This window comes from Aeribacillus sp. FSL K6-8394, assembly GCF_038008865.1.
Taxonomy (GTDB): Bacteria; Bacillota; Bacilli; order Bacillales; family Aeribacillaceae; genus Aeribacillus; species Aeribacillus composti.
Window position 1 is genome coordinate 1926660 of record NZ_JBBPAA010000001.1, and the last position, 24485, is coordinate 1951144.

A 24485-nucleotide genomic window follows, 5' to 3' on the forward strand; every position below is an offset into this window, starting at 1 on the left:
AATTTCCAATCCCGCAAGAAAATTCCAAAATATTTCCTTTTTAAAATCCCATATTTTCAAGAGCCTGATACATAGCTTTAATAATAACCGGAGAAGTATAATGCGAGTTTAAAGTAGATTCTCTAGCACTTGCATATTCTGCATCAGTTAACAATTCCTTTAATTCAATATATTCATTTGCCCATGCTTCATTATCTTTATCAAAAGCCGAAGATAGCCCTCCCCATCCAACATAACGCGATAATACTTCTTGTTCTTCAGGAGTGGCTAATCTATTTTCTGCTTCTATCTTCTTCAAAGTCTTAATAGCTTCTATATTCCAATTAAATTTGGTTTTAGGACCTGCAGCACCTAATTCATTATTGGTAATGTGAAAATTTTTAGAAATAGAAACAGCAGTGGCATTTTGTTCCACTGCTGTTTTATTGATTTCTTTTTCCGTAATAGAAAAAGCAGTGGGATTTTCCTCCACTGCTACTGGGAATAAACTCAATTGTTCTTCTTCTTTTTCATCTATACGTAAATCATTTCCCGTAAGATGACTTCTTCTGCCATCGCCCGGATATTGTTCACTTCTTGGATCCATTTCATCTGATCTTCGGCTTTGAGTTCCTCTGTCACTCCGTATTGTTCCATCAACTTTTTCGTCATTATTTCCATTCGCTTGTTCGCTTGCTCGTTGATGTCGACTAGATGTTGATGAAGCTGACCTTGAATCGATAGACTCTCGTAGAGTATCATGTTGTTTTCCATCAGATGTTTTCTCCTTAGGCTGCCATACTTTCCTATCGGCTTTTCGTTCATTGTTAACTCCAAGTTGGGAATTAGATATTCCCCCTCTCCCTCTAAGCGATAAGTCCCGCCCTCTTTCTCGAAACTCGATTCCTTCGCTACTGGAGTGTATATCCCGTTCTCCACGTAATATTCCTTTTCTCCCAGAGTCACTTTTTTCATTTTCTTCATTACCCCTTTAATATGCCTTTTAGAGGCTTCATTTTCGCTTCTAAGCCGTTCTTTTTCTGTGCTTGTATTATAACTTGCGGCAACATTTTCCCGCAAGTTTTTATTTGTTCTTTCTAGGGACTGTTTTTCAAATTCTTGAATCTTAGTTGAAATGTTGGTGTAATTACTCATGGTTTCAGCAACTAATAGATGATGTATAAAATTTTGTGTAAAGTATTTTGCTAGACCAAAAGAAAAAAGGTAGGGTATCTCTGATTTGGACAAAAACACATTCCAGAGAAAGGAGAACCCTACCTATGTCTAAAAGTATATCGAATGTAGACTGGATCAATCAACTGGAAAGTGCGATTCGCCAATTAGAACTCATCATGCGTGAAGAAATAAAACATTTCCTCGAAATGGAACAGGCTGGAACGTCGAATATGAGAAACGGTTACTATCAACGAAATCTAGATACGCAATATGGCCGGATTGAAGGTCTTTTGGTCCCAAGAGACTGAAACGGGGAATTTCAAACGCAGCTGTTTCCCCCTTACCAACGTCATACCGGCTGGCTCGGAGAAGCTGTCATCAAGATGTATCAAAGTGGCATGAGTGCGCGGGAGATTGGCAAGTTTATTGAACGAATTTTTGGAATGCTTATTCTCCTGCAACGATCAGTCGTATGACCGATGTCGTGAAGGAATACATCGAGAAATGGCACACTCGTCCTCTACATAAGCGTTATTCCGTCTTATATTTGGATGGGTTGTACGTAAAACTTCGTCGAGATACGGTAGAAAAAGAGGTCATGTATGTGTTGTTAGGTGTAAACGAAGAAGGATATCGGGAAATTCTTGATTTTTTCGTAGGAGGAAAGGAAAGCGCCTATGGATGGCAGGAGATTCTCCAACAACTATATAACAGAGGCGTAAAGGAAGTGCTTCTGGGCGTATTCGATGAACTAACGGGGCTGGAAGAAGCCTTTAAAGCTATTTATCCGAAAGCCGATGTGCAGCGTTGTGTCGTTCACAAAGTCCGTAACACACTCAGTCGTGTACGGAAAAAAGACCAATTCGAAATGGCGGAAGATTTGAAACTCATTTATCGATCTCCGAATAAAAAAATTGCACTGGAGATGTTTCACCAGTTTGAGTCAAAATGGTCGAGCAAGTATCCGAGAGTGCAATCGTGGGGAAATGAGTTGGATGTCCTTCTTACCTTTATGAATGATCCAAGCAGTATCCGACCAATGCCATCGAACGAACGATCAAGGAGATTCGGAAACGTCTAAAGCCGATGAACAGTTTGAGCAGTTTAGAAGCCGCGGAAAAAGTCATGTATTTGACCATCCAAGACTTTAATGAGAAATGGGCAGGGCGAAAGTTGCGAGGATTTTCCGAAACTCATGAAGCCCTCCAGCGAATGTTTGAAGAACGTTATGATTAACCAAATAATGTAAATCGATAAGATGATGGGATCTCCCTTTCCACACAGGAGACTGAATATTCAGTCTCCTGTGTGGAAGAAACAGGCCCTCTCTATTCTAAATCCATTTCAGAGATGCCCTATCTATCTTACATTACACAAAATTCTTGACAGTACCATCATTACTTACTTCAATTTCTGGGTGAATGTATTTTGGAAAAATTGTTGTAGATAATACAATGAATCCTTCCGGAATATTTTTCACAAATACAACTAAATAATTATCATCTACTCTAATTATTTTTGTTTTAAGTTTTTTACCACTATCAGTAACATATGCAACAAAGAATAATTTTTAAATTTATAAAGTTGTCCAACAGCAGTTTTCAATCATTGTAAATTTATCCAGCTAGATCTGTTAATTCCCAGCATGGCTGCAATTAGCAGCTTACTTAATTTTCTTCGTATGTAAACTCTTGTCTAATAACAACAATATGCTGTCCATTCGTTCACCAAGTTTTGCTAGGTTGTGCTTTTAAAAGCAACAAACAAGAAACGATTTGGATGCAGCGGACTTATTTATATTTTTATGATTAAAAACAGTAATTTAAACTTTGCTATATGTATATTTCTCTTCTCAACACAAATAATATTTTCTGTAAATAAATTAAAGGAGGAACAATCATATGGCTCTCATTCCCTACGATCCTTTTTCTGAGATTAATCAATTTAGACGAAATATGAACCGCATTTTTTCTGAAAGCTTTCCGCATTTTTTTGAAAACTTTGAGACTATGAATACCCCCCGGCTTGATATTCATGAAACAGCTAATGAAGTAATTGTTACATGTGATTTGCCCGGCCTTGAAAAAAAGGAAGACGTTGACATTCATCTTGATCGCAACGTTCTTACGATCAGCGGCACAATTCAAAGAAGCAAAGAAGTAAAGGAAGAAGAAATGCATAGACGCGAACGGTTTGTAGGGCGGTTTCACCGCGCTGTTGCATTGCCGGCAAATGTAAAAGAAGAAGAAGTGAGCGCGACATATAAAAATGGCGTTTTGGAAATCCGTATTCCAAAACAAATCGAAAACAGCAAAAAGAAAATTGATATTCAGTTTCATTAATTGTTTCGTGAGGTTGCAAAATTTCAATCAGCCTCACTTTTTTATTGCAATTTTCGCCAAGTACGATTATGATGAATATATAACATCAAAAATCTATATATTGTGTAATCAAGAACAATTAAATACTATATATTGAAAACCTAACGACAAAGGTGCTGTTTTCAGCTTAAAAGGGAATCCGGTGAGAATCCGGAACTGTCCCCGCAACTGTGAGTGCTACGAAATGAATAATCCACTGTACGTTTCGTATGGGAAGGATTCAAAGTAGGATGAAGCACGAGTCAGGAGACCTGCCTTTGTCTGAACGTTTCTAATTCTTCGGGGGTTGGGAAGATGAAACGATGGTTTGAATGGAGTAGTTTCGCCTTGTAAACTGCCTCCCTTTTAATCATCGTTTGATCCGCTCAGCTTCCTGAGCGGTTTTTTATTTTGATAAGGAGGATGTTTGATGAATATTACGAAAGCATTAAATCTATGCGAGGTTTTTCAAAATCATTTTAACAGGAGCGATTGGGAGCTTTATCTAAGGCAGCTTGAAAAAAAGTTTCCAACCCTTTCCTTTCATGAATACAGCGAGAGAGTGTCGACAACCCTACAATACCAGCAGATTGATGATCTTGAAAAATTTACAAACCTGCTGATTATTGAAGCTTTAGCAAACATTTCGGAAAGTGAGCCGGATTGGACTTTTTTAGCTGCACACGTATTTCTTGAAAAAATTTACTATGAAGCGAGCCAAAACAGAAATTACAACCAACCGGGCTACGGCGATTTTTATTTGTTAATCGAAACATTAACCGATCTTGGAATCTACAGCCCTCTTTTGCTAGAGCATTATTCAAAAGAGGAAATTATGGAGCTGGGAAATGCCATTGATCCTGAGAAGGACAAGCTGTTTACATACATCGGATTAAGGACTCTTTACGACCGGTATTTAGCTAAAGATTTTCATAAACGAACATTTGAGCTTCCACAGGAACGTTTTATGATCATCGCTATGACGTTAATGATCAACGAGCATCCGTCCAAACGTTTGCATCTTGTAAAGGAAGCGTATTGGGCATTGAGCCATTTATATATGACGGTTGCAACACCGACATTGGCTAATGCAGGAAAATCAGTCGGTCAGCTTTCAAGCTGCTTTATTGATACGGTAGACGACAGCCTTCAAGGCATTTATGATTCGAACACTGATATTGCCAATGTTTCTAAAAGCGGCGGAGGCATTGGAGTTTATTTAGGGAAAATCAGAAGCCGCGGAAGCGATATCCGGGGGTTCAAAGGAGTTTCATCAGGTGTCATTCCTTGGATGAAGCAATTAAATAATACGGCAGTGAGCGTCGACCAGCTCGGCCAAAGAAAAGGAGCAATTGCCGTTTATTTGGATGTTTGGCATAAAGATATTTTCGCCTTCCTAGATGCAAAATTAAATAACGGAGATGAACGGCTGCGCACCCATGATTTATTTACAGGTGTATGCATTCCTGACCTATTTATGGAGCAAGTTGAAAAGCGCGGGGACTGGTATTTGTTCGATCCCCACGAAGTTCGCAAAGTCATGGGATTCAGTCTGGAAGATTATTATGATGAAGAAAAAGGTAACGGCAGCTTTCGGGAAAAATATTTTGAGTGCGTGAATCATCCTTCCTTATCTAAAGAAAAAGTGCCTGCGATTGAAATAATGAAACGGATTATGATCAGCCAGCTTGAAACGGGAACGCCTTTTATGTTTTATCGGGATGAAGTGAATCGAAAAAACGCAAACAAGCATGCCGGCATGATTTATTGCAGCAATTTATGCACAGAAATTGCGCAAAATCAAAGTGCTACTACTGTTGAAGAACAATATGTTGAAGATGGAAAAATTGTCATTGTGAAAAAGCCCGGCGATTTCGTCGTCTGCAACCTTTCTTCCATCAACTTGGCACGGGCTGTCCCAGACAACGTTCTGGAACGTTTAATCCCTATTCAAGTGCGGATGCTGGACAACGTTATCGATTTAAATAACATTCCGGTATTACAGGCGAAGCTTACAAATGAAAAATACCGTGCAATCGGTCTTGGAACGTTTGGCATGCATCATTTATTTGCACTAAAGGAAATTACATGGGAAAGCGACGAGGCAGTCCAATTTGTCGACCAATTATATGAAAAAATTGCGTATTTAACCATTCAGTCGAGTATGGAGCTCGCAAAAGAAAAAGGCGCATACCCTCTCTTTAAAGGCTCGGAGTGGGATACAGGGCGATATTTTGAAATCCGCGGTTATACGTCAAAAAAATGGCAGGAATTAAAGGAAAAAGTGCAGACTTTTGGGATTCGCAACAGCTATTTAATGGCGGTCGCACCGAACGCATCGACCTCCATTATAGCCGGAAGCACAGCAAGCATCGATCCAATTTTCCAAAAAGTTTATTCAGAGGAAAAGAAAGACTACAAAATTCCAGTTACAGTACCCGACTTAAATGCGAAAACGACTTGGTATTATAAATCCGCTTATTTGATCGACCAAACATGGAGCATTAAACAAAATGCGGTGCGCCAGAAACATATTGACCAGTCCATTTCCTTCAACTTTTACGTCCTAAACACGATTAAAGCGAAAGAATTGCTGGAGCTTCATTTGACAGCTTGGAAATCCGGATTAAAAACAACGTATTATGTCCGTTCGACATCAAGCGACATTTATGAATGTGAATCATGTGCAAGTTAAGGAGGAATTAATATGGAGCAAACATTAACGAAACGAGTTATTATGGATCCTGATGCACCAAACCGTTCAACAGCAATAGTGAACGGAAAATGTTCCAACGTGCTCAATTGGGATGATGTCGCCTACCCATGGGCATATCCAAAATATAAACGGATGCTCGCAAACTTTTGGACACCTTTTGAAATTAATATGGCTCAAGATGTGAAGCAATTTCCTGAGCTTTCAGAAAGAGAACAGGACGCATTTTTAAAAATTATCGGCCTCTTAGCTTTATTAGACAGCATTCAAACCGATTATGCCGGAAAAGTTGCTGATTATATTACAGACTCGAGCATAAACGCCTTAATGATCTTGCTCGCTCAGCAGGAAGTGATTCATAACCATTCATATTCGTATATTCTTTCAAGCATCGTGCCTAAAAACGTACAGGATGAAGTATTTGAATATTGGCGGAACGAACCGGTTTTAAGGAAGCGAAATGAATTTGTCACCAACGGGTATAAAGCATTTGCAGAAAATCCGAATGTGGAGAATTTGTTGAAATCGATCGTCTTTGATGTCATACTGGAAGGTTTATTTTTCTATTCCGGTTTCGCATTCTTTTATAATTTAGCCAGAAACCAAAAGATGGTAGCCACTAGCACGATGATTAACTACATTAACCGTGATGAACAAATACACGTAGGTTTGTTTGAAAAAATTTTCAAAGCGGTGCTGAAGCAATATCCTGAATATGATACAGATGAACTGAAACAATTCGTTTCGAAAACATTTATGAAAGCAGCCGAGCTGGAAATCGAATGGGCCGGTGTAATTATCGGCAATGACATTGAAGGCCTGCATTTAAAAGATGTGGAGAGCTATATTAAATTTTATGCGAATTTCCGTGCCAATCAGCTGGGATTCGAACGTCCTTTTGAAGGCTATCGGACAAATCCTTTGAAATGGATACGTGCTTACGAAGAAGTGGACTTAGGAAAATCAGACTTCTTTGAACAAAAATCGAGACAATATACAAAAGTCAACACAATTGATAACGGCTTTGATGAGCTGTAAAAATTTACGTTCTCATGATAACGGGCAGCAGAGACTGCCCGTTTTTTTATCTGCTGCCAAACCAAAAGGAATGCTATGAATGAATTTTTCGATAAGCAACTACTTTCTTTTAAAAGAGCTTATCTTTTTGGGAACCTAAGCATCCCATTTTTCCATGCCATGGTATAATATGTGCGGAGGGGATCTATGTTAAAATCAACCTTGATCATAATGTCAATTTTGTTAGTAACAATTCATTTCGCTATTCTATATTTTTGGATGTTTGATTGGCAAAAACTAGCTACAAAAACAGGCTTTATAAGTTGGTTTGCCTCGATTCTATTAGCCATCTTTGTATATTTTGCTTTTCAAACTTTCAGCAGATGCGACAAAGCTGCTGTCGTCATCAGAAACATATTGTTATATTCAACTTTACTGACCATCTTTTTAGCTTGTATTGCGTTCATTATAGAAGCAATTACAAAGGCGATGCCCTAAAAAGAAATATAGTTTTCACGAAGATTAAGAAAATCATATTGGCTAAAAAGAGCTATGTTGTTTTCCACCATTGCGAGGTGAATATAATGATTTATTTATTAGTCGGTTTGGGCGGGATAGCAGGTGCCTGCCTTCGATACAGTGTCGGCCTATGGACTTCCAGCTTTTGGACAGGATCTTTCCCAGCAGCGACACTTTTAGCCAATTTGGCTGGAAGTTTTCTTTTAGGATGGTTGACTGAATATGTATTTAAAATAAAAGGATTTCCTCCCCATTTTGCCGCAGCGATCGGTACTGGCTTAATCGGGTCATTCACTACATTTTCAACTTTTAGTTTTGAGAACATTCAATTGATGATTGCCGATAAATGGGAAACAGCCATTATGTATACATTGTCAAGCTTAATAGGCGGTTATTTATTTGTTTCGTCTGGTTATCATCTTGGCCGAAAAATGCTTTCCCAGCACATCGCACGAACGGCCGATCATGAATAGGAGTGAAGAGTAATGCTTTTCAACTTTATCGTTGTAGGAATCGGAGGTTTTTTAGGAGCTAATGCCCGCTTGATCGTCACCAATTGGATTAAAAAGAAAAGCAATATGAAGTTCCCTGTCGCGACATTTATTATCAATGTCAGCGGATCTTTCCTGCTCGGCCTTTTGATCGGCATGAATATTTCAGAAGCATATCTACTGTTATTTGGAACGGGATGTTTAGGAGCCTTTACCACCTTTTCTACGTTTCAGCTTGAAAATAAACAGCTGTTAACAGAAAAACAAAAAACAGTGTCCATTTGCTATTTTCTTTCAAGCTATGCGTTCGGTCTTTTGTTTGCCTTTCTCGGCTTCCAACTAGGCGCTATATTTTAAAAACTTATTTGAATCATATTGTCATGGTTTGATTTTTTCTTTATAATACAGATTGTCCAGCGGGATGTAGCTCAGCTTGGTAGAGCACCAGCATGGGGTGCTGGGGGTCGCAGGTTCGAATCCTGTCATCCCGACTCTGTAAATCTCCTAAATCATCATTTAAAACCAAAAACGCCGCTTGAGCTTTTTCAAGCGGCTTATATTTTGAATTACGTCTTTTTAATCCCTTTCCTCAGTTTAATTAATTTATATAAGTTAATCACAACCGTTTTGGTTACAGCATATGTTGGAACAGCCAAAATCATCCCCAAAATTCCCGCGATATTTCCTGCAACAAGCAACAAAATAATAATGGTCAACGGATGTGTATCAAGCCTCTTGCCGATAATAAACGGAGAAATCACATTCCCATCAATTTGCTGAACAATTGTCACGACAATAATCGCAAGAAGTGCTTTAAAAGGCGAATCAAGCAAGCCGACAATAACGGCTGGAGCAGCTCCAATAAACGGACCTACATACGGAATAATATTGGTGATTGCCACAGTTATTCCAAGCAGCAAAGCATATGGCAGATCAATAATTAAGTATCCTATAAACGTAAAGAGCCCGACAAACATGGAAACAAGCATTTGTCCTTGAATATAGGTAGATAAGGTTTCGCCTGTTTCCTTTAAGATAATCATAACTTCATCGCGGAAATCGCTCGGAAAAAACTTTACGACCTGGTGCGGCAGCTTATGTCCGTCCTTGATCATATAAAATAAAATGAACGGCACCGTGACAATAATGAGTGTTATGTTTGTGATAACGCTGAAAACGGACTGAACGCCATTCGTAATATTATTTGTAATTCTCGATGCATATTGCGTAATGGTGCTCTCAATTTTTTCAATGGAAAAATAATCTTGCGTCAATACCCATTGGAACCAGCTTGTTTGATAGAGGTTTTCAATGATTTCTCTCGTTTTTGTTATATAAAAAGGAATGTTTCGAATTAAATCATTAAACTGCTTAACAATCGTAGGACCTACCAATCCGATGGCGATCGAAATTCCGCCGATAAACACGATATACAAAATCAAAATGGCCAGCACTCTTGGAATTTTTCGCTTTTCAAGTAAGCCAATAATCGGAGCAAACAAAAAGTAAAGAAAACCAGAAATAATTATAGGAAAAAACAAAGTAGTTATAAAGATCACAATGGGCTCAAAAAGAAAAGATATTTTTGTGCTGAAATATAAGATCAAAATGATCAAAAGTATTTCTAACGTCCAAAAATGAAGTTTTGATTTAAACAAAATGCTTGCCTCCCGCATCCAATTTTGCAACATTCGTTCCAATATTTAGAATATCATGTATTTACATATTCTAAGCAATTTTTTTCAATCCTCCTATTGCTTCTAATCCAAATTTTCCGCTCAAATTTAAGGAAAACCTTTTTAAATTTTTATGTTAAGCTTTATAATGTTTGCTCTTCGCAATGTTTCAAACAAAATCACAACAACAGGACCTAAAAATAAACCTAATATACCGAGCATCTTTAGTCCAATGAACATGCTGATCAAGGCGGCAAGAGGGCTTATTCCCATGTTGGTCGACATAATTTTCGGTTCAACAGCACGTCTGACGACAGTGATCACAAGAAATAAGACAACTAATCCTATTCCGAGATTGGTTTGCCCCTGGCTAAATGCATAAATAGCCCAAGGAACCAGTACCGATCCTGTTCCCAATATTGGAAGGATGTCAACAACCACGATAATGATTGCCAAAATCAAGCTATAATCTACACGAAGCAGCACCAACCCAATATAAGCTAGTATAAATGTCAGCAAACTTAAGATAACTTGCGCTTTAATAAAGCCGAAGCCTGCTTTGTAAAGATCATTCACAACATATTTTATTTTATTTCTCGTTTTTTCTGTCAGCATGGTCTCGAGCGAAGCCCATATTTTCGGCAGATCTAAACTGATTAAATAAAGAGCAATCAAATAAATCAGCGCTTCAATGAAAAAGCCAGGAATGCCGGAAACAAATAATATGAGCGATTCCATCAATTGCTTCACAAGTCCGTCAACTGCATTGACAGAATTATTAATGGAAATTTCAATAGACGTCATGACACCTTCTGGAAGGGAAGCGGAATAATTTTCCCACGTATCAAGAAGAGGATTAATAAAATCATGATTGAATTTTCTAACATATAAAGGGATATTTTCTATAAAACTCACAAAGTTTGTATATATAAAGTTTATCAAACCAAAGCCTAGAATACATAATAAGAGTAAAAAAACAACAAAAATGAGCAAAACTGCATAAGGTCTTTTTATTTTAAATCGATTTTGGAGAATGCTGATAGGCTTTTCAAGTACAAGAGCTGTAAGCAGCGCAAGCAATATCGGGATGCTAAACGGGATTAGTATAAGAATGGCAATACCAATGATGATAAGCGGAAGATACTTTTTCATTTTCAATACATCATTCTCCTATCTATTCTATACTCAAAATCATCATGTTATCCTTATTATATCGCGGATTTTCCATTTGAACTATTGAAATTCCTTATTATTTTTAAAAATTGTTATTTGTTCCGACATTTTGCAAAACACATTTACTTCAGTAAAAAAATACTAGACAAAATGCAAATTGACCAATATAATCAAATTAGAAAAACGGAATAAGAATAAAAATTCCCAAAGGGGAGTAGCTTAACAATAAAGTCGTCATTTCGTGGAGCTATCCACCGGCTTTATTGAACAACTGGAATGTTGTTAGCGAGACCTTTGCCATAAAAATGGCAAAGGTCTTTTTGCATCTTAAAACAGTAGCGTTGCATAAAAAAATTTAATGTTTGTCAAGCTCAATAAAAATTCCAGTTATTTCATGTAACTGAATATTCAGACATACAATCTTTCTAAGCAAGCTTAAAAGGACAATGACGTCTTAATCGGCAGTCCATTTCCACAATTTGGTAATATATTACAGAAACATTGGATCATAAACTAAATCGTCTAGGTGTTCCACCTCCCCTTCTTCAAATTGGTACACGATGGTTTCAAAATCTTTTTCCCAATGGTATTTTTTCCGACCGTTGGACGTTCGAATTGGCTTTTTAAAAAGGGAGCGAACAAAACAGTCAAAACCTTTAAAAAGCAGATTCTGTAAAGTTCGCTTGATCTCTAATAAAGGACCATCGTGATTCACTTTTAATTGGAGCATGGCCTGTAAGCAATAGGTGATTAGGGCGATCCAAATTTGATTGTAAACGGCATTTTGACTTTTTCCATAAAATCTTTTTATCTTAAGGTGCTGTTTCATCCATTTAAAGAAGGTCTCTATCTTCCAGCGATATCGGTATAAATCTGCAATCTCTTCCGCAGAAAGATCAAAGCAATTGGTTATGATGATCACGGGATTCCCTTCGCTGTCGACCGTTTCGATCAATCGGAGAGGATGAGTCATTTTGGTATGATTACGGTCATTTCCTAAAATGACAATCTGATCCCTATAAATCAAACGTTCTGGATTGGGAATCCGTTCCGATAAAACTTCAATCTCTGCGTTCTTTTTAAGCCGGGTAATGAATCGCACCCCTTCTCGGCATAAGCGGTCGAACTGTTTGTAATCGACATACCCTCGATCAAACAAGTAAATCGCATTTGGATCGATTTCAATGAGTTCGTCCATCTGTGTGCGATCGGCATGTTTCGCGGGTAAGATAATCCCTTGATTCGGAACAGTGATATCCTTCGTTACAACAACCTTTAAATGGAGTCGAACACCAGCCTTTGTCTTACGAAAAGTTGCCCATGGATATTGGCTCAAACTCATGCTCATCGTGGTAGAATCAATGACCAGAAGACGACCAATGTTTCGGATGATCGGGGCATTTTTCATTTGCCCTTGGATCTTTAAGACCAGATATTTAAATACTTTTTCAAACAGTTGAGGGGATAATTGGCCTAATTTGCGAGAAAGTTGCGAAGTACTAATTGCATCAAATTCCAGATATGTCTGCAACTCTTCCTTGTCTTTCAAATGTTTGGCCAATTTTGTTAAGCTTTCCAATTCATTTATCTGAGCGATGATACAAAGTTGTAAAAACTTATACACCGTTAATTTTTTAATGTATTTGTCAACGTCAATCACATTAATTAGTTTTGAAAAAGTTATTGGATCGATCTCTTTAAATAGTTCATTTATTGTGGATTCTGTGGTATTCTTATCCATAATGGTTTCTCCTTATTCTTAGGATTTGGATAGGACTGCCAATCCTAATTATAAGGAGTTTTTTTATATCCAAAAAGATGAAATTTAACATAAAATTGGGCTTGACAAATTAAAATTAACTTAATGCAATGCTACTGATCTTAAAACAATTTTTGGGAGGTTGATTTGAGTTGCTGCTTAGAAAATATATGTCCAAAATCGGAATAGGCTCTGCAACAGTCGATCTCGTACTGGATAAAGAAACGTATTCGCCAGGAGAAAAAGTAACAGGCACGCTCTACATTAAAGGAGGCACTATACCTCAAAAGATTAAGCAGCTGCAATGTGATCTTATGAAAATAAACAATCAGGCTGATCAGCAATCAATCGCCTCCATTACGTTATTCGCTCCTGACATAATCGATCCAGCTGATTGCGCAAAAATTCCTTTTGAATTTGTTTTACCAAATCTTCCCGCAACAACAGACAGTTTAACATACCGTTTTAAAACAACACTAGTGTTTGAAGAAGGAATCGATAGTCTGGATCATGACACAATACAAATTTTAAAAAATAAACCTAGTGGAGGGGAAAACGATGAGAAAAATATGGAAAAGTATTCGGTTCATTTATAACTTTCGTTCATTTTTCCCTTTTATATTTGAATTTTTCTTATCGAAGGAGGTGAATAGGAAAAAAAAGCTATTCTCGATCGCTTTCATAATTGGATATTTCCTGTTGCCGTTCGATGCAATCCCAGATTTCCTGTCCTTAATTGGAATTGTGGATGATGTCGTTATATTTACTTTTATCATACAGCAAATGATCAAAATGGCTCCGAAGGAGTTACAGGAAAAATATTGTCTTGCATAACAAAGGATAAAAACATCGAAATGAGTATAAAATATTTGAGGAGTGATAAATATTGGAACTATTCTCACCTGAGTTTTTTTCAGCATTACTTTCGATTGTTATCATTGACCTTGTTTTAGCTGGTGATAATGCCATTCTAATCGGTTTAGCAGCTAGAAATGTGCCGAAGCATCAACAAAAAAAGGTCATTATATGGGGGACTTTTGGAGCGATTTTTATTCGGGCAATTGCGACGCTTGCGGTTGTTTGGCTTTTAAAAATCCCTGGACTGCTATTAGTCGGCGGAGTTCTTCTCCTTTGGATTGCCTATAAACTTCTCATCGATAAAAAAGAGCATAACGTCGATACCGGGAATAGCTTTTGGTCCGCTATGAAAACGATCATTGTAGCAGACGCTTTAATGGGGCTTGATAATGTTTTAGCGGTTGCCGGTGCCGCGCACGGATCGTTCCTTTTAGTCATAATCGGATTGTTAATTTCCATTCCAATCGTTGTGTGGGGCAGCACGCTCATCATCAAATGGATTGAACGGTTCCCAGTTATCGTGACAATTGGGGCTGCCGTTATTGCCTTTACAGCAGCCAAAATGATCGTAGATGAAAAATTTCTAAAAGGCTTCTTTGAAGAAAACCCGCTTCTAAAATGGGGATTAACGATTATTCTTGTTGCAGGCGTTATTTTTGCCGGATATTTAAAAAAGAAAAAAGCTTCCCCTGTGGAAGCAAAAGAAGAAGCATCTTAAAAAATGATGCTGACACCGTTTTTCCTAAAGCCTAAAAACAAATTCCGTGGGGCAAGACAATCTTGCCCCATCATTACAAATATTTTCGGTGGACATTCCGGCCGTCAAAATTAAATAAAACAGGTTTATCCTCAATAATCGTTTCTAAATGGACACCTCTCCCCCAAAGCTGATAAATGTATGGAAGCACCTTTTCAAGGTACTTAATATCAAGTTCAATCCCTTCATACCAATGTTTTAAATATAGTTCGCCGTTTTTCATATAATCCCCATCCATTACCGTAATGTACGGAAAACCGCCATTCACCCGCATGCTTACGAGCTGATCCCGCACTTTTTCCCAATCTTTATCAACAATTTTATAGTCTTTGCCTTGTTTTTGAAATAAGTACATGTCTTCCCGCATAACAAGATCTTTTGTTAAATAGTTGCGAAGAAATGAAATATCCGATTCAATTTCCCGCACCTCAAACAGCTTTTCCCTGCCCGAACCGGGTTGAATTCCCCGCTTTTTCATTTCCTCGGTCGGATTGTTATACCTTTCTTCGATATCCTCAAATATTTTTAAACCTAAATAATAAGGGTTAATGCTCGTTCTTGACGGCTGTACGACACCCGCATTTAATTTAGCATATTCAATTGCTTCATCAGAGGTCAAATCCAGCTCTCTCATGATCCGCTGGTGCCAATACGTCGCCCAGCCTTCATTCATTATTTTTGTTTCAAGCTGAGGCCAAAAGTATAGCATTTCCTCTCGCATCATTGTTAAAATATCACGCTGCCAGTCTTCAAGCTCCCGGCTATACTCTTCGATAAACAAAAGCACGTCTTTCTCCGGTTTGGGAGGGAATTTTTTCTTTTTCTTGATTGTCTGTTCACTTTTTTCTTTTTTTTCTCCTAAAGACCAGAGATCATCATACGGTGTTTTGTATGCCTTATGCTCTTCTTCCTCATCAACATCATCCAAGCTCCAAGAAAGTTTTGTCCGAACTAAAGACGGATCAATATGTTCTTGGATGGATAAAACCGCGTCTAAAAATTTTTCCACTTCTCTTTTTCCATATAAAAGTTCATATTTCTTGATTCTTTCCGCTGTTGCCGCCATGCTTTCGACCATATCCCGTTTCGTATTACTAAAGCGAATATTGTTTTTAAAAAAATCACAATGCGCGAGGACATGTGCAACAATTAGTTTATTTTGAATAAGAGAATTAGTATCAAGCAAAAAGGCATAACAAGGATTTGAGTTAATCACCAGTTCATAAATTTTACTAAGACCTAAATCATAATGGAGCTTCATTTTATAAAATTGCTTTCCAAAGCTCCAATGGGAGAAACGAGTCGGCATTCCATATGCACCAAATGTATAAATAATATCAGCTGGACAAATTTCATATCTCATCGGATAAAAATCAAGACCAAACCCCTTTGCGATTTCTGTTATTTCTTCAATTGCATATTGAAGAACTTTATGATCCTCCTTGTTCATTGTTCATCCCCCTTCTTTTTCCTTACAACAATTTATGAAAACAAACGGGAGATGATGAAAAACATTTTGAACGTTGTGTCAGATTGCACTATTTCCATTTCACATCTTGAACTGCCTGTCACCAAACGAAAAGCTAAAAAGGGAGACATTCCTGTTCAAAAATACACAATCTTATAAAAAAATGGTGCCTTCTCACGGCACCAAATATTAAAAACTTTTTTGGAAAAACTACATTAAATGGTCGAACCTTCAGGCTGCGCAATTTGTAAAGCTGGGCCAAAAAATTCGTAATGAATATTTTCGGAAGCAACCCCCAGCTCCTTTAAATCATTAATGACTGCTTTCATAAATGGCACAGGGCCGCAAATAAAATAATCTGCATTTTCAGATAAGAATTGCTTAAGAATGTCTTTAGTCATATAACCTGTATGATTGGCGCTTTCTTGACGTGACGGCTCCGTATAACAAATAAAGGATGTTCCATTTGGCAACCTGTTCATTAACTCTTTTACTTCCAAACGAAAAGCATGAACATCTTCATTTTTAGCAGAGTGAACAAAACGAACCGGTCTAGAAGGATTTTCTTTTGCTATTGTATTCAGCATGCTCATAATTGGCGTTACTCCAACACCGCCGCTGATGAAAACAACCGGCGAGTTTTGCGTGACATCCAATGTAAAATCGCCAGCAGGCACGCTAATATTAAGCTCATCGCCAATTTGAACATCATCGTGCAGGTAATTCGATACGACCCCTTTTGGTTGATCCGGTTCTGCCTCACGTTTAACAGAAATTCGAAAATATTCTTTGCCAGGAGCGTCTGATAAGCTGTATTGACGATTCAGTAAATATTGATGGCCGTCTATTTTTACTTTTACGGTAACATATTGTCCGGGCAGGAATGATGGCAATACAGCATTATCTTTCGGTTTTAGGTAAAACGATGTAATAACAGAGCTTTCTTTTACTTTATCTACAACAACAAACGGCTTAAAGTCTTTCCAGCCACCTTCCATATTTTCAGCGTCAGCATACATTCGTTGCTCCAATTCGATAAATACGTTTGCAATTTCGTTATAAGCTTCTTCCCACGCAGAAATAATTTCATCTGTTGCTAAATCGCCTAACACTTCTTTCATAGCTGCTAATAAATTTTCGCCGACAATTGGATAGTGTTCTTTTTTAACCCCTAAGCTTCTGTGTTTATGAGCAATTTGCTTCACAGCTGGCAAAATCGTCTCCAATTGATCAATGCGCTCGGCAGCAGCATAAAGTGTGGTTGCTAGCGCTGTTTGCTGTCTTCCTTTCTGTTGGTTTGTATGATTAAAAATATTTAATAACTCCGGATGATTGGAAAGCGTTCGTTTATAAAAATGACTTGTGATTTCTGTTCCTTGCTTAGCTAAAACAGGCACGGTGGACTTTATAATTTCAATAGTACGTTCGGATAACATAAATTTGCACTCCTTTGTTTTTTTAAAAAAAGATGTATTTTATATATATCTTTAAAATAGTTGATCTTCGTCTTAAAAGAAATATTTTAAATACATCTTTTGAAAAGATGTCACATTTTTGAACCTAAATTATCCATCAGTGTATAATGGAGCTAGTACGGACAAAGAGAGGGAGGCCAATGCGTCTTACAAACTATACTGACTATTCGCTCCGTGTGCTCATTTACATTGGCACGAAAAACCGAGAGGAATTATCCAATATTAAAGAAATTGCGGATGTGTACGGCATTTCAAAAAACCATTTAATGAAGGTCATTTACCAGCTTGGGAAAAACGGGTATATTGAAACGATTCGAGGACGAAATGGCGGTTTCCGTTTAGCACGTCCTGCATCCGAAATAAATATTGGCGATGTGGTTAGAAAAACTGAAGAAGATTTCCATCTTGTCGAATGTTTTAATGAAAAAAACAGCGAATGTGTGATCACATCCGCCTGCAGGCTGCGCCATGTTTTCCAGCAAGCCTTGCAAGCTTATTTACAAGTGCTGGATCAGTACACACTCGCTGATTTAATCATAAATCAAAACGAATTGAAGCATTTGTTTAATGTGAAGTAGAAAAAAGCCTTAAATGGTCTTTCGTTTTTTGAATGAGGCATTTATACATTTGTTTTGAAAGAAACGGCTGTTGTTATGTCCAACATTTGCAACGGTACAAAAAACCGATTTATTCATACAATAAACATAACTCCTTTTAGGGAGGGATGTTAATTATGAATAAAATGGATTACGACAAAGCATTATATTACACGCACCGTTCGCAATGGGACAATTTGATTATTTTAATGGTGCGCACAAACGACGATTTTCTTTCCAAAAAAATTGAGCATTTTTTACACGCTTATAATTTTGAACACGATTATCAAATTATTGAGCATAAACTATATGCTTTACTTCGTTATATTGACCATGCATTAGAAAACGTAACAGAGGTTGAACCGGAAATCGCGCTGAAATAGTTTCCAGAAAGGTGACTCAATAGTTTAAGCAACCTTTTTTCAGAAAAGTTATTTCTGAAAAATGGGGTTGCTTTTTCTTTCTGTTTTAGTCGTTTAAGTTATTGCTTCAATGTTAAAAGCGGCGATCGTTTTTGCCGAAAGCCCGTTTTTTCAGGAGCCTTTTTTCATGGCTATTGATCCGCTGCTATAATCGGCTATCAACTTTGCCAAAACTCGGGAATTAGCTCGCTTTTTTAAGAGCGTAAACGAAAAAGCGAGGGTGGAAAAACGTCTTGTTTTTCTCCCTCGCTCTTATTTTTAAGACTTATTGGACAGACTGAAGGGATCTCAATCGAAATGGAGTTAAGCTTTTTTAACTGTCAGAATATCATTTACTTTTTCCATTACGGCATTTATTAATTCTTCCAATGCCTTTTCACTATTATTCAGTGAATCGGCCTGAACAGCAAAATAAAATTTCACTTTCGGCTCGGTTCCCGAAGGCCGCAAACAGAACCAAGATCCGTCTTCAAGGAAATATTTCAATACATTTGATTTTGGCAAATCAATTGTTTCCTTTTTGTTCGATTGAAGCAATGTACGTTCACTTGTTAAATAATCCTCGATAATCGTAACCGTTTTACCTGCAATTTCAGCAAGCGGATTTTGGCGGAAAGATTCTAAAATTCGCTTAATCTGTTCTGCTCCGTCCTTACCTTTTAAGGTTAACGATTTTAACCCTTCTCTGTAATACCCGTATCGATTGAAAATTTCCATTAATCCGTCATAAAGTGTGAGCCCTTTTTTCTTATAAAATGCACATACTTCAACAGCTAAAACGGCCGCTTGAACGGCATCTTTGTCTCTGACAAAATCGCCAATTAAATATCCGTAGCTTTCCTCATAACCGAATTGAAATTTGTATTGTTTCGTTTGTTCAAATTCTTTAATTTTTTCCCCGATAAATTTAAACCCGGTAAGCGTATCAATTGTTTTTAGTCCATATTCCTCCGCTATTGCGCGGCCTATTTCCGACGTAACAATCGTTTTTAGAACAACGCCATTTTCAGGCAGCAATCCTTTTTTCTTTTTCTCAGAAAGGATATAGTTGAGCAAAATCGCACCCGTTTGGTTTCCTGTTAACACAATGTATTCGCCTTTGTCATTTTTGACAGCAACTCCTAAACGGTCAGCATCAGGGTCAGTTCCGATTAAAATATCAGCATCAATGCGTTTCCCTTCTCTTATCGCTAGCTCAAACGCTGCATGCTCCTCAGGATTCGGCGAAGCCACTGTCGAAAAATTTGGATCTGGAAGCTCCTGCTCTTTGACGACGGTTACATTTTGATAGCCTAATGATTGAAGAGCTCGTCGAACTGGTTTATTGGCTGTACCATGCAGCGGTGTAAAAACGACCTTTACATCTACTTCTTTTGCCAAATTAGGATTCAGTGAAATCGTTTTGATCTTTTCATTATATGCTTCGTCTATTTCCGCTCCAATGATTTTAATCAAACCTTTTTGTTTTAAAATATCTTCATTTTCAACAGCAACTTCTAATTCATTTTCAACTTCATTCACTTTTTTGATGATTTCATCAGCTATTTTTGGAGGAATCTGACCTCCATCCTCTCCGTAAACTTTAAATCCATTATATTCCGGCGGGTTATGGCTTGCCGTTATTACAACACCTGAAAATGCGTTTAAATAACGGACAGCAAAAGATAATTCAGGAGTTGGCCTTAATTCATCAAATACATAAGTTTGAATACCATGCGTTGCGATAGTTTTTGCCGTTTCCATAGCAAATTGCGGCGATTTGTGGCGGGAATCGTAAGCAATTACCACGCCGCGTCTTTTGGCTTCTTCTCCAAAAGATTCAATATATCTTGCCAATCCCTCAGAAGCCTTGCGGATTGTATAAATGTTCATCCGATTTGTGCCTGGGCCAATTTCTCCCCGCATTCCTCCTGTACCAAACTCTAAGCTTTTATAAAAGCAGTCCTCTAATTCGAGTTCAATGTCTGCTTTTTCTAGTAATTGCTGTTTTAGCTCTTGATCTAAATCTTCTTTCGATATCCATCGTTGATAATTTTCTTTCCATTTCGCCATAACTTAACACCCCTCCAGTTCCCCTTCTTTTTCTCTCCTGAAATATTTTATCACAAATTTTATGGAAATGAGATGATCATCCCTATTTTTAGAACTATTCGAAACAGCTTTTACATATTTTTCGCAAATGATCGTCTTTCCATATCTCCAGTTATTTATAAATTTATGTAATATTTGTATCATTTGAAAAAAAACAAACCGAGCGACAAAGCTCTTTGCCACTGAACGGAAAAAAGAGCGCCAAACGGACGCTCTTTTTTCAGCAACGCACTCCCATCCCGGGATTGCAAGAGGGGTTATTGAAGATCTTTTTCAGAAATGTTTGTTAATGCTTCTCCTGCCGCTTCATCAGAAGTCTTATTTGTTGCTAAATCTCCTAATGCGACCATGCCGACAACTTGATTATTTTCCACTACAGGCAACCGGCGAATTTGATTTTGTGCCATGATTTGGGCAGCTTCTTGCAGACTCGCGTCTGGACTACAGCATACAGGGTTTGTCGACATAACTTCTGCAACGGTTGTGCTTTCGTTTTTGCCCTGAGCTGTTGAGCGAAGCGTAATATCACGGTCTGTAATAATTCCTTTTAATTGTCCATTATCTGCAACAGGGATCGCACCAACATTATGCTGTCTCATTAACTGAGCAGCTTCCTGAACAGTTTGATTTGATGAAACGGAAATGACATTAGAAGACATGATATCGCGAATTTTATCCATAGTCTCACTCCTTTCGTTGATAGTTTGAACAATATGTAAAAATTTATGAATGATAATAATTCTTAGCTGATGTTTTATTGATTTCATCGCAAAATCATTTTTAATTCAGGGGAAATGTATTATAATGCCTTTAGAAAGAAAACAGAGAGGTTAGTTGGATGGATGATAAGCGAAAAGACAATTTGCTGTTGATAGGCTGGATCGCTTCTTTAATTTCTACCTTAGGAAGCCTGTATTTTTCTGAGATCATGCATTTCGAACCATGTAAATTGTGCTGGTTTCAAAGGATATTTATGTACCCGCTCGTTGTTATACTTGGAATAGCTGTAGTAAAAAAGGATTACAAAATTGCAAGCTATTCCTTAACTTTGTCCATTATGGGAGGTATGATTTCCATTTACCATTATTCTATACAAAAAATTCCTTTTTTAGGGGAACATAGCCTCGCATGCGGAAGAGTTCCTTGTACAAGCGACTACATTAATTGGTTTGGATTCGTTACAATTCCTTTCTTGGCTTTAATTGGCTTTTCAATTATTTTCCTCACAAGCTTTTTCATTTTACGGCAGAAAGGATAACGTTTCCGTTATTTTCAGATTTTTCAAGAGGCGAATGATGCAAATTCTATAGACCAGCAAACAAAACCTTTGGATTTATAGCTTTCAATTATGTTTTTTTACCCATATTAAGACTTAATCGCAATCCGGCAAGTTCATGAGGTCTTAGAAAGATAAACATTTATTTTTTGCGGCTGCCGTCATTCCCGTCATTTATGAAAATCGGTTTACATTTTTTAGTTCAAAGGAACGAAAGGAGTGAATAACGGCGATACTTTCCCCAAAATTTTTAAAATTACGGGGTCTTCTCGCCAAATTATATGAAAAAACTGCTTATATTCGGCGGAATCATTATTGTACTGTTCGCGGCACTGGCAATTGTAACAAATTTACAAAATAAGCAAAAGGCGGAAGGAAATCCGTACAAAAAGTCGAGCCTGCATCCTGAAACCGTCAAGCTGCTGGATGATCCAAATTATCAAAACATCATACTTCCGGATGAGCTAGAAACAAAATTAAATAATCAAGAAGATGTCATTGTCTATTTTTTCAGTTCTACCTGCCCGCACTGTAAAAACACAACACCGATCTTAATGCCTTTGGCAAAAGAATTAAATGTGGATATCTACCAATACAACCTTCTTGAGTTTGAAGAGGGCTGGGACGAGTATAAAATTGATGCAACTCCAACGCTTGTCCATTATGTAAACGGAAAAGAAGCCGATCGTATCGTCGGTTCACAGGAAAAAAGCGTTTTTCGAGAAGCGCTGGAAAATTGGACAAAATCAGAATAAGGAAAACCTGTCTTTTCATGACAAACATGGAAGCTGTAAATGCCTGCTTGGCAATATGGAACAATTGTCTGGCGGAGAAAAACAAAGACTTGCACTAGAATCGAGTAGGAGGGAGCGATTAACTCCCGTCCTCTCACACCACCGTACGTACGGTTCCGTATACGGCGGTTCAATTAAGATAATTGACGCAAGTCTTTATAACTTCCGTGAATAGCTGTTCTCTTTATGCCAGTGGTCACTCCACCCTCCAAGAGATCTCCCACGGGATTCACCGCTTCCTCCCTCAAGTGAGGTACTACGTTTTCTGTGTTCATCATGACTCACTGAATGCCAAGGGCTATTCTCTCTTAATTGTTCGGTCCTTCTTAGTTGTTCTAGACCAACTAATACTATGACCTCTGCTGACTTCTGACTGTTCAGCTATCTATCACTAGATAGGTTACCAAGGTTACTTGGCGTGCCAGCCAGACCTCCCCGGGTAAGAGTGTAATCTTTCCTTCCATCCATCTGCTTCATTTACTCTGTATCACCTTCGGCAGAAAGGGCTTTGTTTTGTCTTGCAAACTCACCCAGTGATACCTAGCCTCATATGAAGTTCGTGTTCCGAGAGACCTTAAAGTTTGCCGCTCGCTTCCTTCAGATTCCGCGTCACCACGGACACCCTTGCGTTAAGCTAACTGCTACTTCTGCCTTCGCAGCTCGGGACTTTCACCCTATAGATTACACCCATGCCGGGCGCACAAGTTAAAGCCGCTTTTATTTCAAAAGCGGCTTTTTGAATAATCAAATTTTGTCAGTCTTAACAAGAAAAGCGGACAGAATATCCGTAGCTCCAATATTTAGAAATTTTGTTCATACTGCAATAAATCGTCTTCATACGCTTGGCTCCAGCAAAATGATGAATGATTTGCAAATCACTATCGCAAAATAATCAATTTATCCGGAAAGATTTCCAAACATATTTCTTCTTCAAGCTCACAAATGTATTTCCATTGAAGCTGAAGCATTTTTTCACCTTTCAAAAGCTGCTGAACATCATATAGGAAAGGCTTGTAGTATTACCGATTTCTTATTTCTTACCTTTTAAAAAGTATCAGGATCAGGACCTATCCGCTCATTTTTATTGAGGGAATCGATTTTTTCCATATCTTCTTGAGATAGTTCAAAATCGAAAATAGAAGCATTTTCAATAATTCGATGCTCTTTTGTCGATTTTGGAATTGTCACGACCTCATGTTGAAGATCCCAACGGAGAATCACCTGTGCGATCGTTTTATTGTATTTTTCAGCAATCTCGGCTAAAGTTTCATTATCGAGAAGCCCACCTCTCATAAGCGGGGACCAAGCTTCAAATTGAATGTTTTGCTCTTTGCAATATTTTCTAAGTTCCTCCTGTGTTAATCTTGGATGAAATTCCACCTGATTAACCATCGGTTTAATCTCCGCACTTTGCAATAAATCCTCTAAATGGTGAACATGGAAGTTGCAGACTCCAATCGCCCGAACTCTTCCGTCTTTATACAACCGTTCTAATGCCTTCCATGTTTCTTTATATTTTCCTGAAACTGGCCAGTGGATTAAATATAGATCCAAATAGTCTAATCCTAATCGATTTAGGCTGTCATCAAACGCTTTTAATGTAGAGTCGTAGCCTTGATCGTCATTCCAAACTTTTGTTGTGATAAATAGTTCTTCTCTCGGTATTCCCGATTCTTTTATCGCAATTCCGACTCCCTCTTCATTTTTATAATATGCCGCCGTATCTATGCTGCGGTAGCCCGCTTTAATTGCTGATTTTACAGCTTGAATTACTTCTTCCCCTTCATTGACTTTATATACGCCTAAACCAAACCACGGCATTTTAACACCATTATGTAAAGTCACCGTATCTTGCAAGCTTTTGACCAACCAACTCCACTCCCTT

General features: G+C 37.9%; 23 protein-coding genes, 1 tRNA gene, 1 pseudogene and 1 riboswitch. Of the genes and pseudogenes, 15 read left to right on the forward strand and 10 right to left on the reverse strand.

The window, feature by feature from the left end; translation table 11 throughout:
- Positions 1-40 precede the first annotated feature (40 nt).
- Positions 41-586 (reverse strand): hypothetical protein, encoded by a 546-nt coding sequence (locus NSR00_RS09120; protein WP_340788246.1) that lies wholly within the window; start codon positions 584-586, stop codon positions 41-43.
- Positions 514-954: a TnpV protein gene (locus NSR00_RS09125; RefSeq protein WP_340788248.1), complete on the reverse strand. Its 441-nt coding sequence runs from the start codon at positions 952-954 to the stop codon at positions 514-516. The genes NSR00_RS09120 and NSR00_RS09125 overlap by 73 nt, the downstream gene beginning before the upstream one ends.
- Positions 955-1259: 305 nt before the next feature.
- Here NSR00_RS09125 and NSR00_RS09130 point away from each other — a divergent pair.
- The 8 genes and pseudogenes from NSR00_RS09130 to NSR00_RS09165 all read left to right on the forward strand — a co-directional run bounded on the left by NSR00_RS09130 (position 1260) and on the right by NSR00_RS09165 (position 8746).
- A pseudogene (locus tag NSR00_RS09130) lies at positions 1260-2391 on the forward strand (IS256 family transposase).
- A gap of 665 nt (positions 2392-3056) precedes the next feature.
- Entirely contained in the window at positions 3057-3497 is a 441-nt protein-coding gene (locus NSR00_RS09135; RefSeq protein WP_340788250.1) for an Hsp20/alpha crystallin family protein, read from the forward strand.
- A gap of 133 nt (positions 3498-3630) precedes the next feature.
- Positions 3631-3809: riboswitch (cobalamin riboswitch) on the forward strand.
- A gap of 136 nt (positions 3810-3945) precedes the next feature.
- Positions 3946-6210, forward strand: coding sequence for a ribonucleoside-diphosphate reductase subunit alpha (locus tag NSR00_RS09140; RefSeq protein ID WP_340788253.1), 2265 nt, complete (start codon positions 3946-3948; stop codon positions 6208-6210).
- 12 nt (positions 6211-6222) lie between these two features.
- Positions 6223-7266, forward strand: a complete 1044-nt coding sequence (locus tag NSR00_RS09145; protein WP_063387272.1) for a ribonucleotide-diphosphate reductase subunit beta — start codon at positions 6223-6225, stop codon at positions 7264-7266.
- Positions 7267-7452: 186 nt separating this feature from the next.
- Positions 7453-7743 carry a hypothetical protein gene (locus tag NSR00_RS09150; protein WP_340788257.1) on the forward strand — a complete coding sequence of 97 codons (291 nt, stop codon included), beginning with the start codon at positions 7453-7455 and terminating at the stop codon, positions 7741-7743.
- A gap of 86 nt (positions 7744-7829) precedes the next feature.
- Entirely contained in the window at positions 7830-8237 is a 408-nt protein-coding gene (gene crcB, locus NSR00_RS09155; RefSeq protein WP_339230243.1) for a fluoride efflux transporter CrcB, read from the forward strand.
- Between the two features lie 12 nt (positions 8238-8249).
- Entirely contained in the window at positions 8250-8612 is a 363-nt protein-coding gene (gene crcB, locus NSR00_RS09160) for a fluoride efflux transporter CrcB (protein ID WP_063387269.1), read from the forward strand.
- 60 nt (positions 8613-8672) lie between these two features.
- Positions 8673-8746 (forward strand) — tRNA-Pro (locus NSR00_RS09165).
- Positions 8747-8821: 75 nt separating this feature from the next.
- Here the strand turns inward: NSR00_RS09165 and NSR00_RS09170 are convergent.
- From NSR00_RS09170 to NSR00_RS09180, 3 genes are all read right to left on the reverse strand, one after another.
- The gene (locus NSR00_RS09170; protein WP_340788260.1) at positions 8822-9913 is read right to left on the reverse strand and encodes an AI-2E family transporter; all 1092 of its coding nucleotides are present in this window, start codon (positions 9911-9913) and stop codon (positions 8822-8824) included.
- 141 nt (positions 9914-10054) lie between these two features.
- A complete protein-coding gene (gene ytvI / locus NSR00_RS09175) occupies positions 10055-11083 on the reverse strand; it encodes a sporulation integral membrane protein YtvI (RefSeq protein ID WP_063387477.1) in 1029 nt (342 codons plus the stop codon).
- Positions 11084-11594: 511 nt separating this feature from the next.
- On the reverse strand, positions 11595-12845 hold the full coding sequence (locus NSR00_RS09180) for an IS4 family transposase (RefSeq protein WP_340788261.1): 1251 nt from the start codon (positions 12843-12845) through the stop codon (positions 11595-11597).
- A 170-nt stretch (positions 12846-13015) separates the two neighbouring features.
- On the opposite strand from NSR00_RS09180, the gene NSR00_RS09185 reads away from it, so the two are divergent.
- Genes NSR00_RS09185 through NSR00_RS09195 form a run of 3 tightly spaced genes read left to right on the forward strand, consistent with a single transcriptional unit; the run spans position 13016 to position 14439 of the window.
- On the forward strand, positions 13016-13459 hold the full coding sequence (locus tag NSR00_RS09185) for a sporulation protein (protein WP_340788263.1): 444 nt from the start codon (positions 13016-13018) through the stop codon (positions 13457-13459).
- Positions 13422-13697 (forward strand): YkvA family protein, encoded by a 276-nt coding sequence (locus tag NSR00_RS09190; RefSeq protein WP_340788265.1) that lies wholly within the window; start codon positions 13422-13424, stop codon positions 13695-13697. Before NSR00_RS09185 ends, NSR00_RS09190 begins: the two co-directional genes overlap by 38 nt.
- 52 nt (positions 13698-13749) lie before the next feature.
- Complete coding sequence (locus tag NSR00_RS09195) at positions 13750-14439, forward strand: TerC family protein (protein ID WP_063387265.1); 690 nt, start codon at positions 13750-13752, stop codon at positions 14437-14439.
- Between the two features lie 73 nt (positions 14440-14512).
- Here the strand turns inward: NSR00_RS09195 and NSR00_RS09200 are convergent, their stop codons facing one another.
- Both NSR00_RS09200 and hmpA read right to left on the reverse strand, forming a co-directional pair.
- Positions 14513-15928, reverse strand: a complete 1416-nt coding sequence (locus NSR00_RS09200; RefSeq protein ID WP_340788267.1) for a SpoVR family protein — start codon at positions 15926-15928, stop codon at positions 14513-14515.
- 233 nt (positions 15929-16161) lie between these two features.
- Positions 16162-17382 (reverse strand): NO-inducible flavohemoprotein, encoded by a 1221-nt coding sequence (gene hmpA, locus NSR00_RS09205; RefSeq protein ID WP_340788269.1) that lies wholly within the window; start codon positions 17380-17382, stop codon positions 16162-16164.
- Between the two features lie 179 nt (positions 17383-17561).
- Here hmpA and NSR00_RS09210 point away from each other — a divergent pair, with 179 nt between their 5' ends.
- Positions 17562-17999: an Rrf2 family transcriptional regulator gene (locus tag NSR00_RS09210; RefSeq protein WP_063387262.1), complete on the forward strand. Its 438-nt coding sequence runs from the start codon at positions 17562-17564 to the stop codon at positions 17997-17999.
- A 155-nt stretch (positions 18000-18154) separates the two neighbouring features.
- Entirely contained in the window at positions 18155-18400 is a 246-nt protein-coding gene (locus NSR00_RS09215) for a YhdB family protein (protein WP_063387261.1), read from the forward strand.
- Positions 18401-18742: 342 nt separating this feature from the next.
- Here NSR00_RS09215 and NSR00_RS09220 read toward each other — a convergent pair whose 3' ends face one another.
- Both NSR00_RS09220 and NSR00_RS09225 read right to left on the reverse strand, forming a co-directional pair.
- Positions 18743-20491, reverse strand: a complete 1749-nt coding sequence (locus NSR00_RS09220; protein WP_340788270.1) for a phospho-sugar mutase — start codon at positions 20489-20491, stop codon at positions 18743-18745.
- 296 nt (positions 20492-20787) lie between these two features.
- On the reverse strand, positions 20788-21210 hold the full coding sequence (locus tag NSR00_RS09225; RefSeq protein ID WP_063387258.1) for a CBS domain-containing protein: 423 nt from the start codon (positions 21208-21210) through the stop codon (positions 20788-20790).
- 158 nt (positions 21211-21368) lie between these two features.
- Here NSR00_RS09225 and NSR00_RS09230 point away from each other — a divergent pair, with 158 nt between their 5' ends.
- Both NSR00_RS09230 and NSR00_RS09235 read left to right on the forward strand, forming a co-directional pair.
- Positions 21369-21788, forward strand: coding sequence for a disulfide oxidoreductase (locus tag NSR00_RS09230; protein ID WP_063387257.1), 420 nt, complete (start codon positions 21369-21371; stop codon positions 21786-21788).
- A 299-nt stretch (positions 21789-22087) separates the two neighbouring features.
- Complete coding sequence (locus NSR00_RS09235) at positions 22088-22561, forward strand: thioredoxin family protein (protein ID WP_094244596.1); 474 nt, start codon at positions 22088-22090, stop codon at positions 22559-22561.
- A 1083-nt stretch (positions 22562-23644) separates the two neighbouring features.
- Here the strand turns inward: NSR00_RS09235 and NSR00_RS09240 are convergent.
- A complete protein-coding gene (locus NSR00_RS09240; protein WP_094244595.1) occupies positions 23645-24469 on the reverse strand; it encodes an aldo/keto reductase in 825 nt (274 codons plus the stop codon).
- Positions 24470-24485 lie beyond the last annotated feature (16 nt).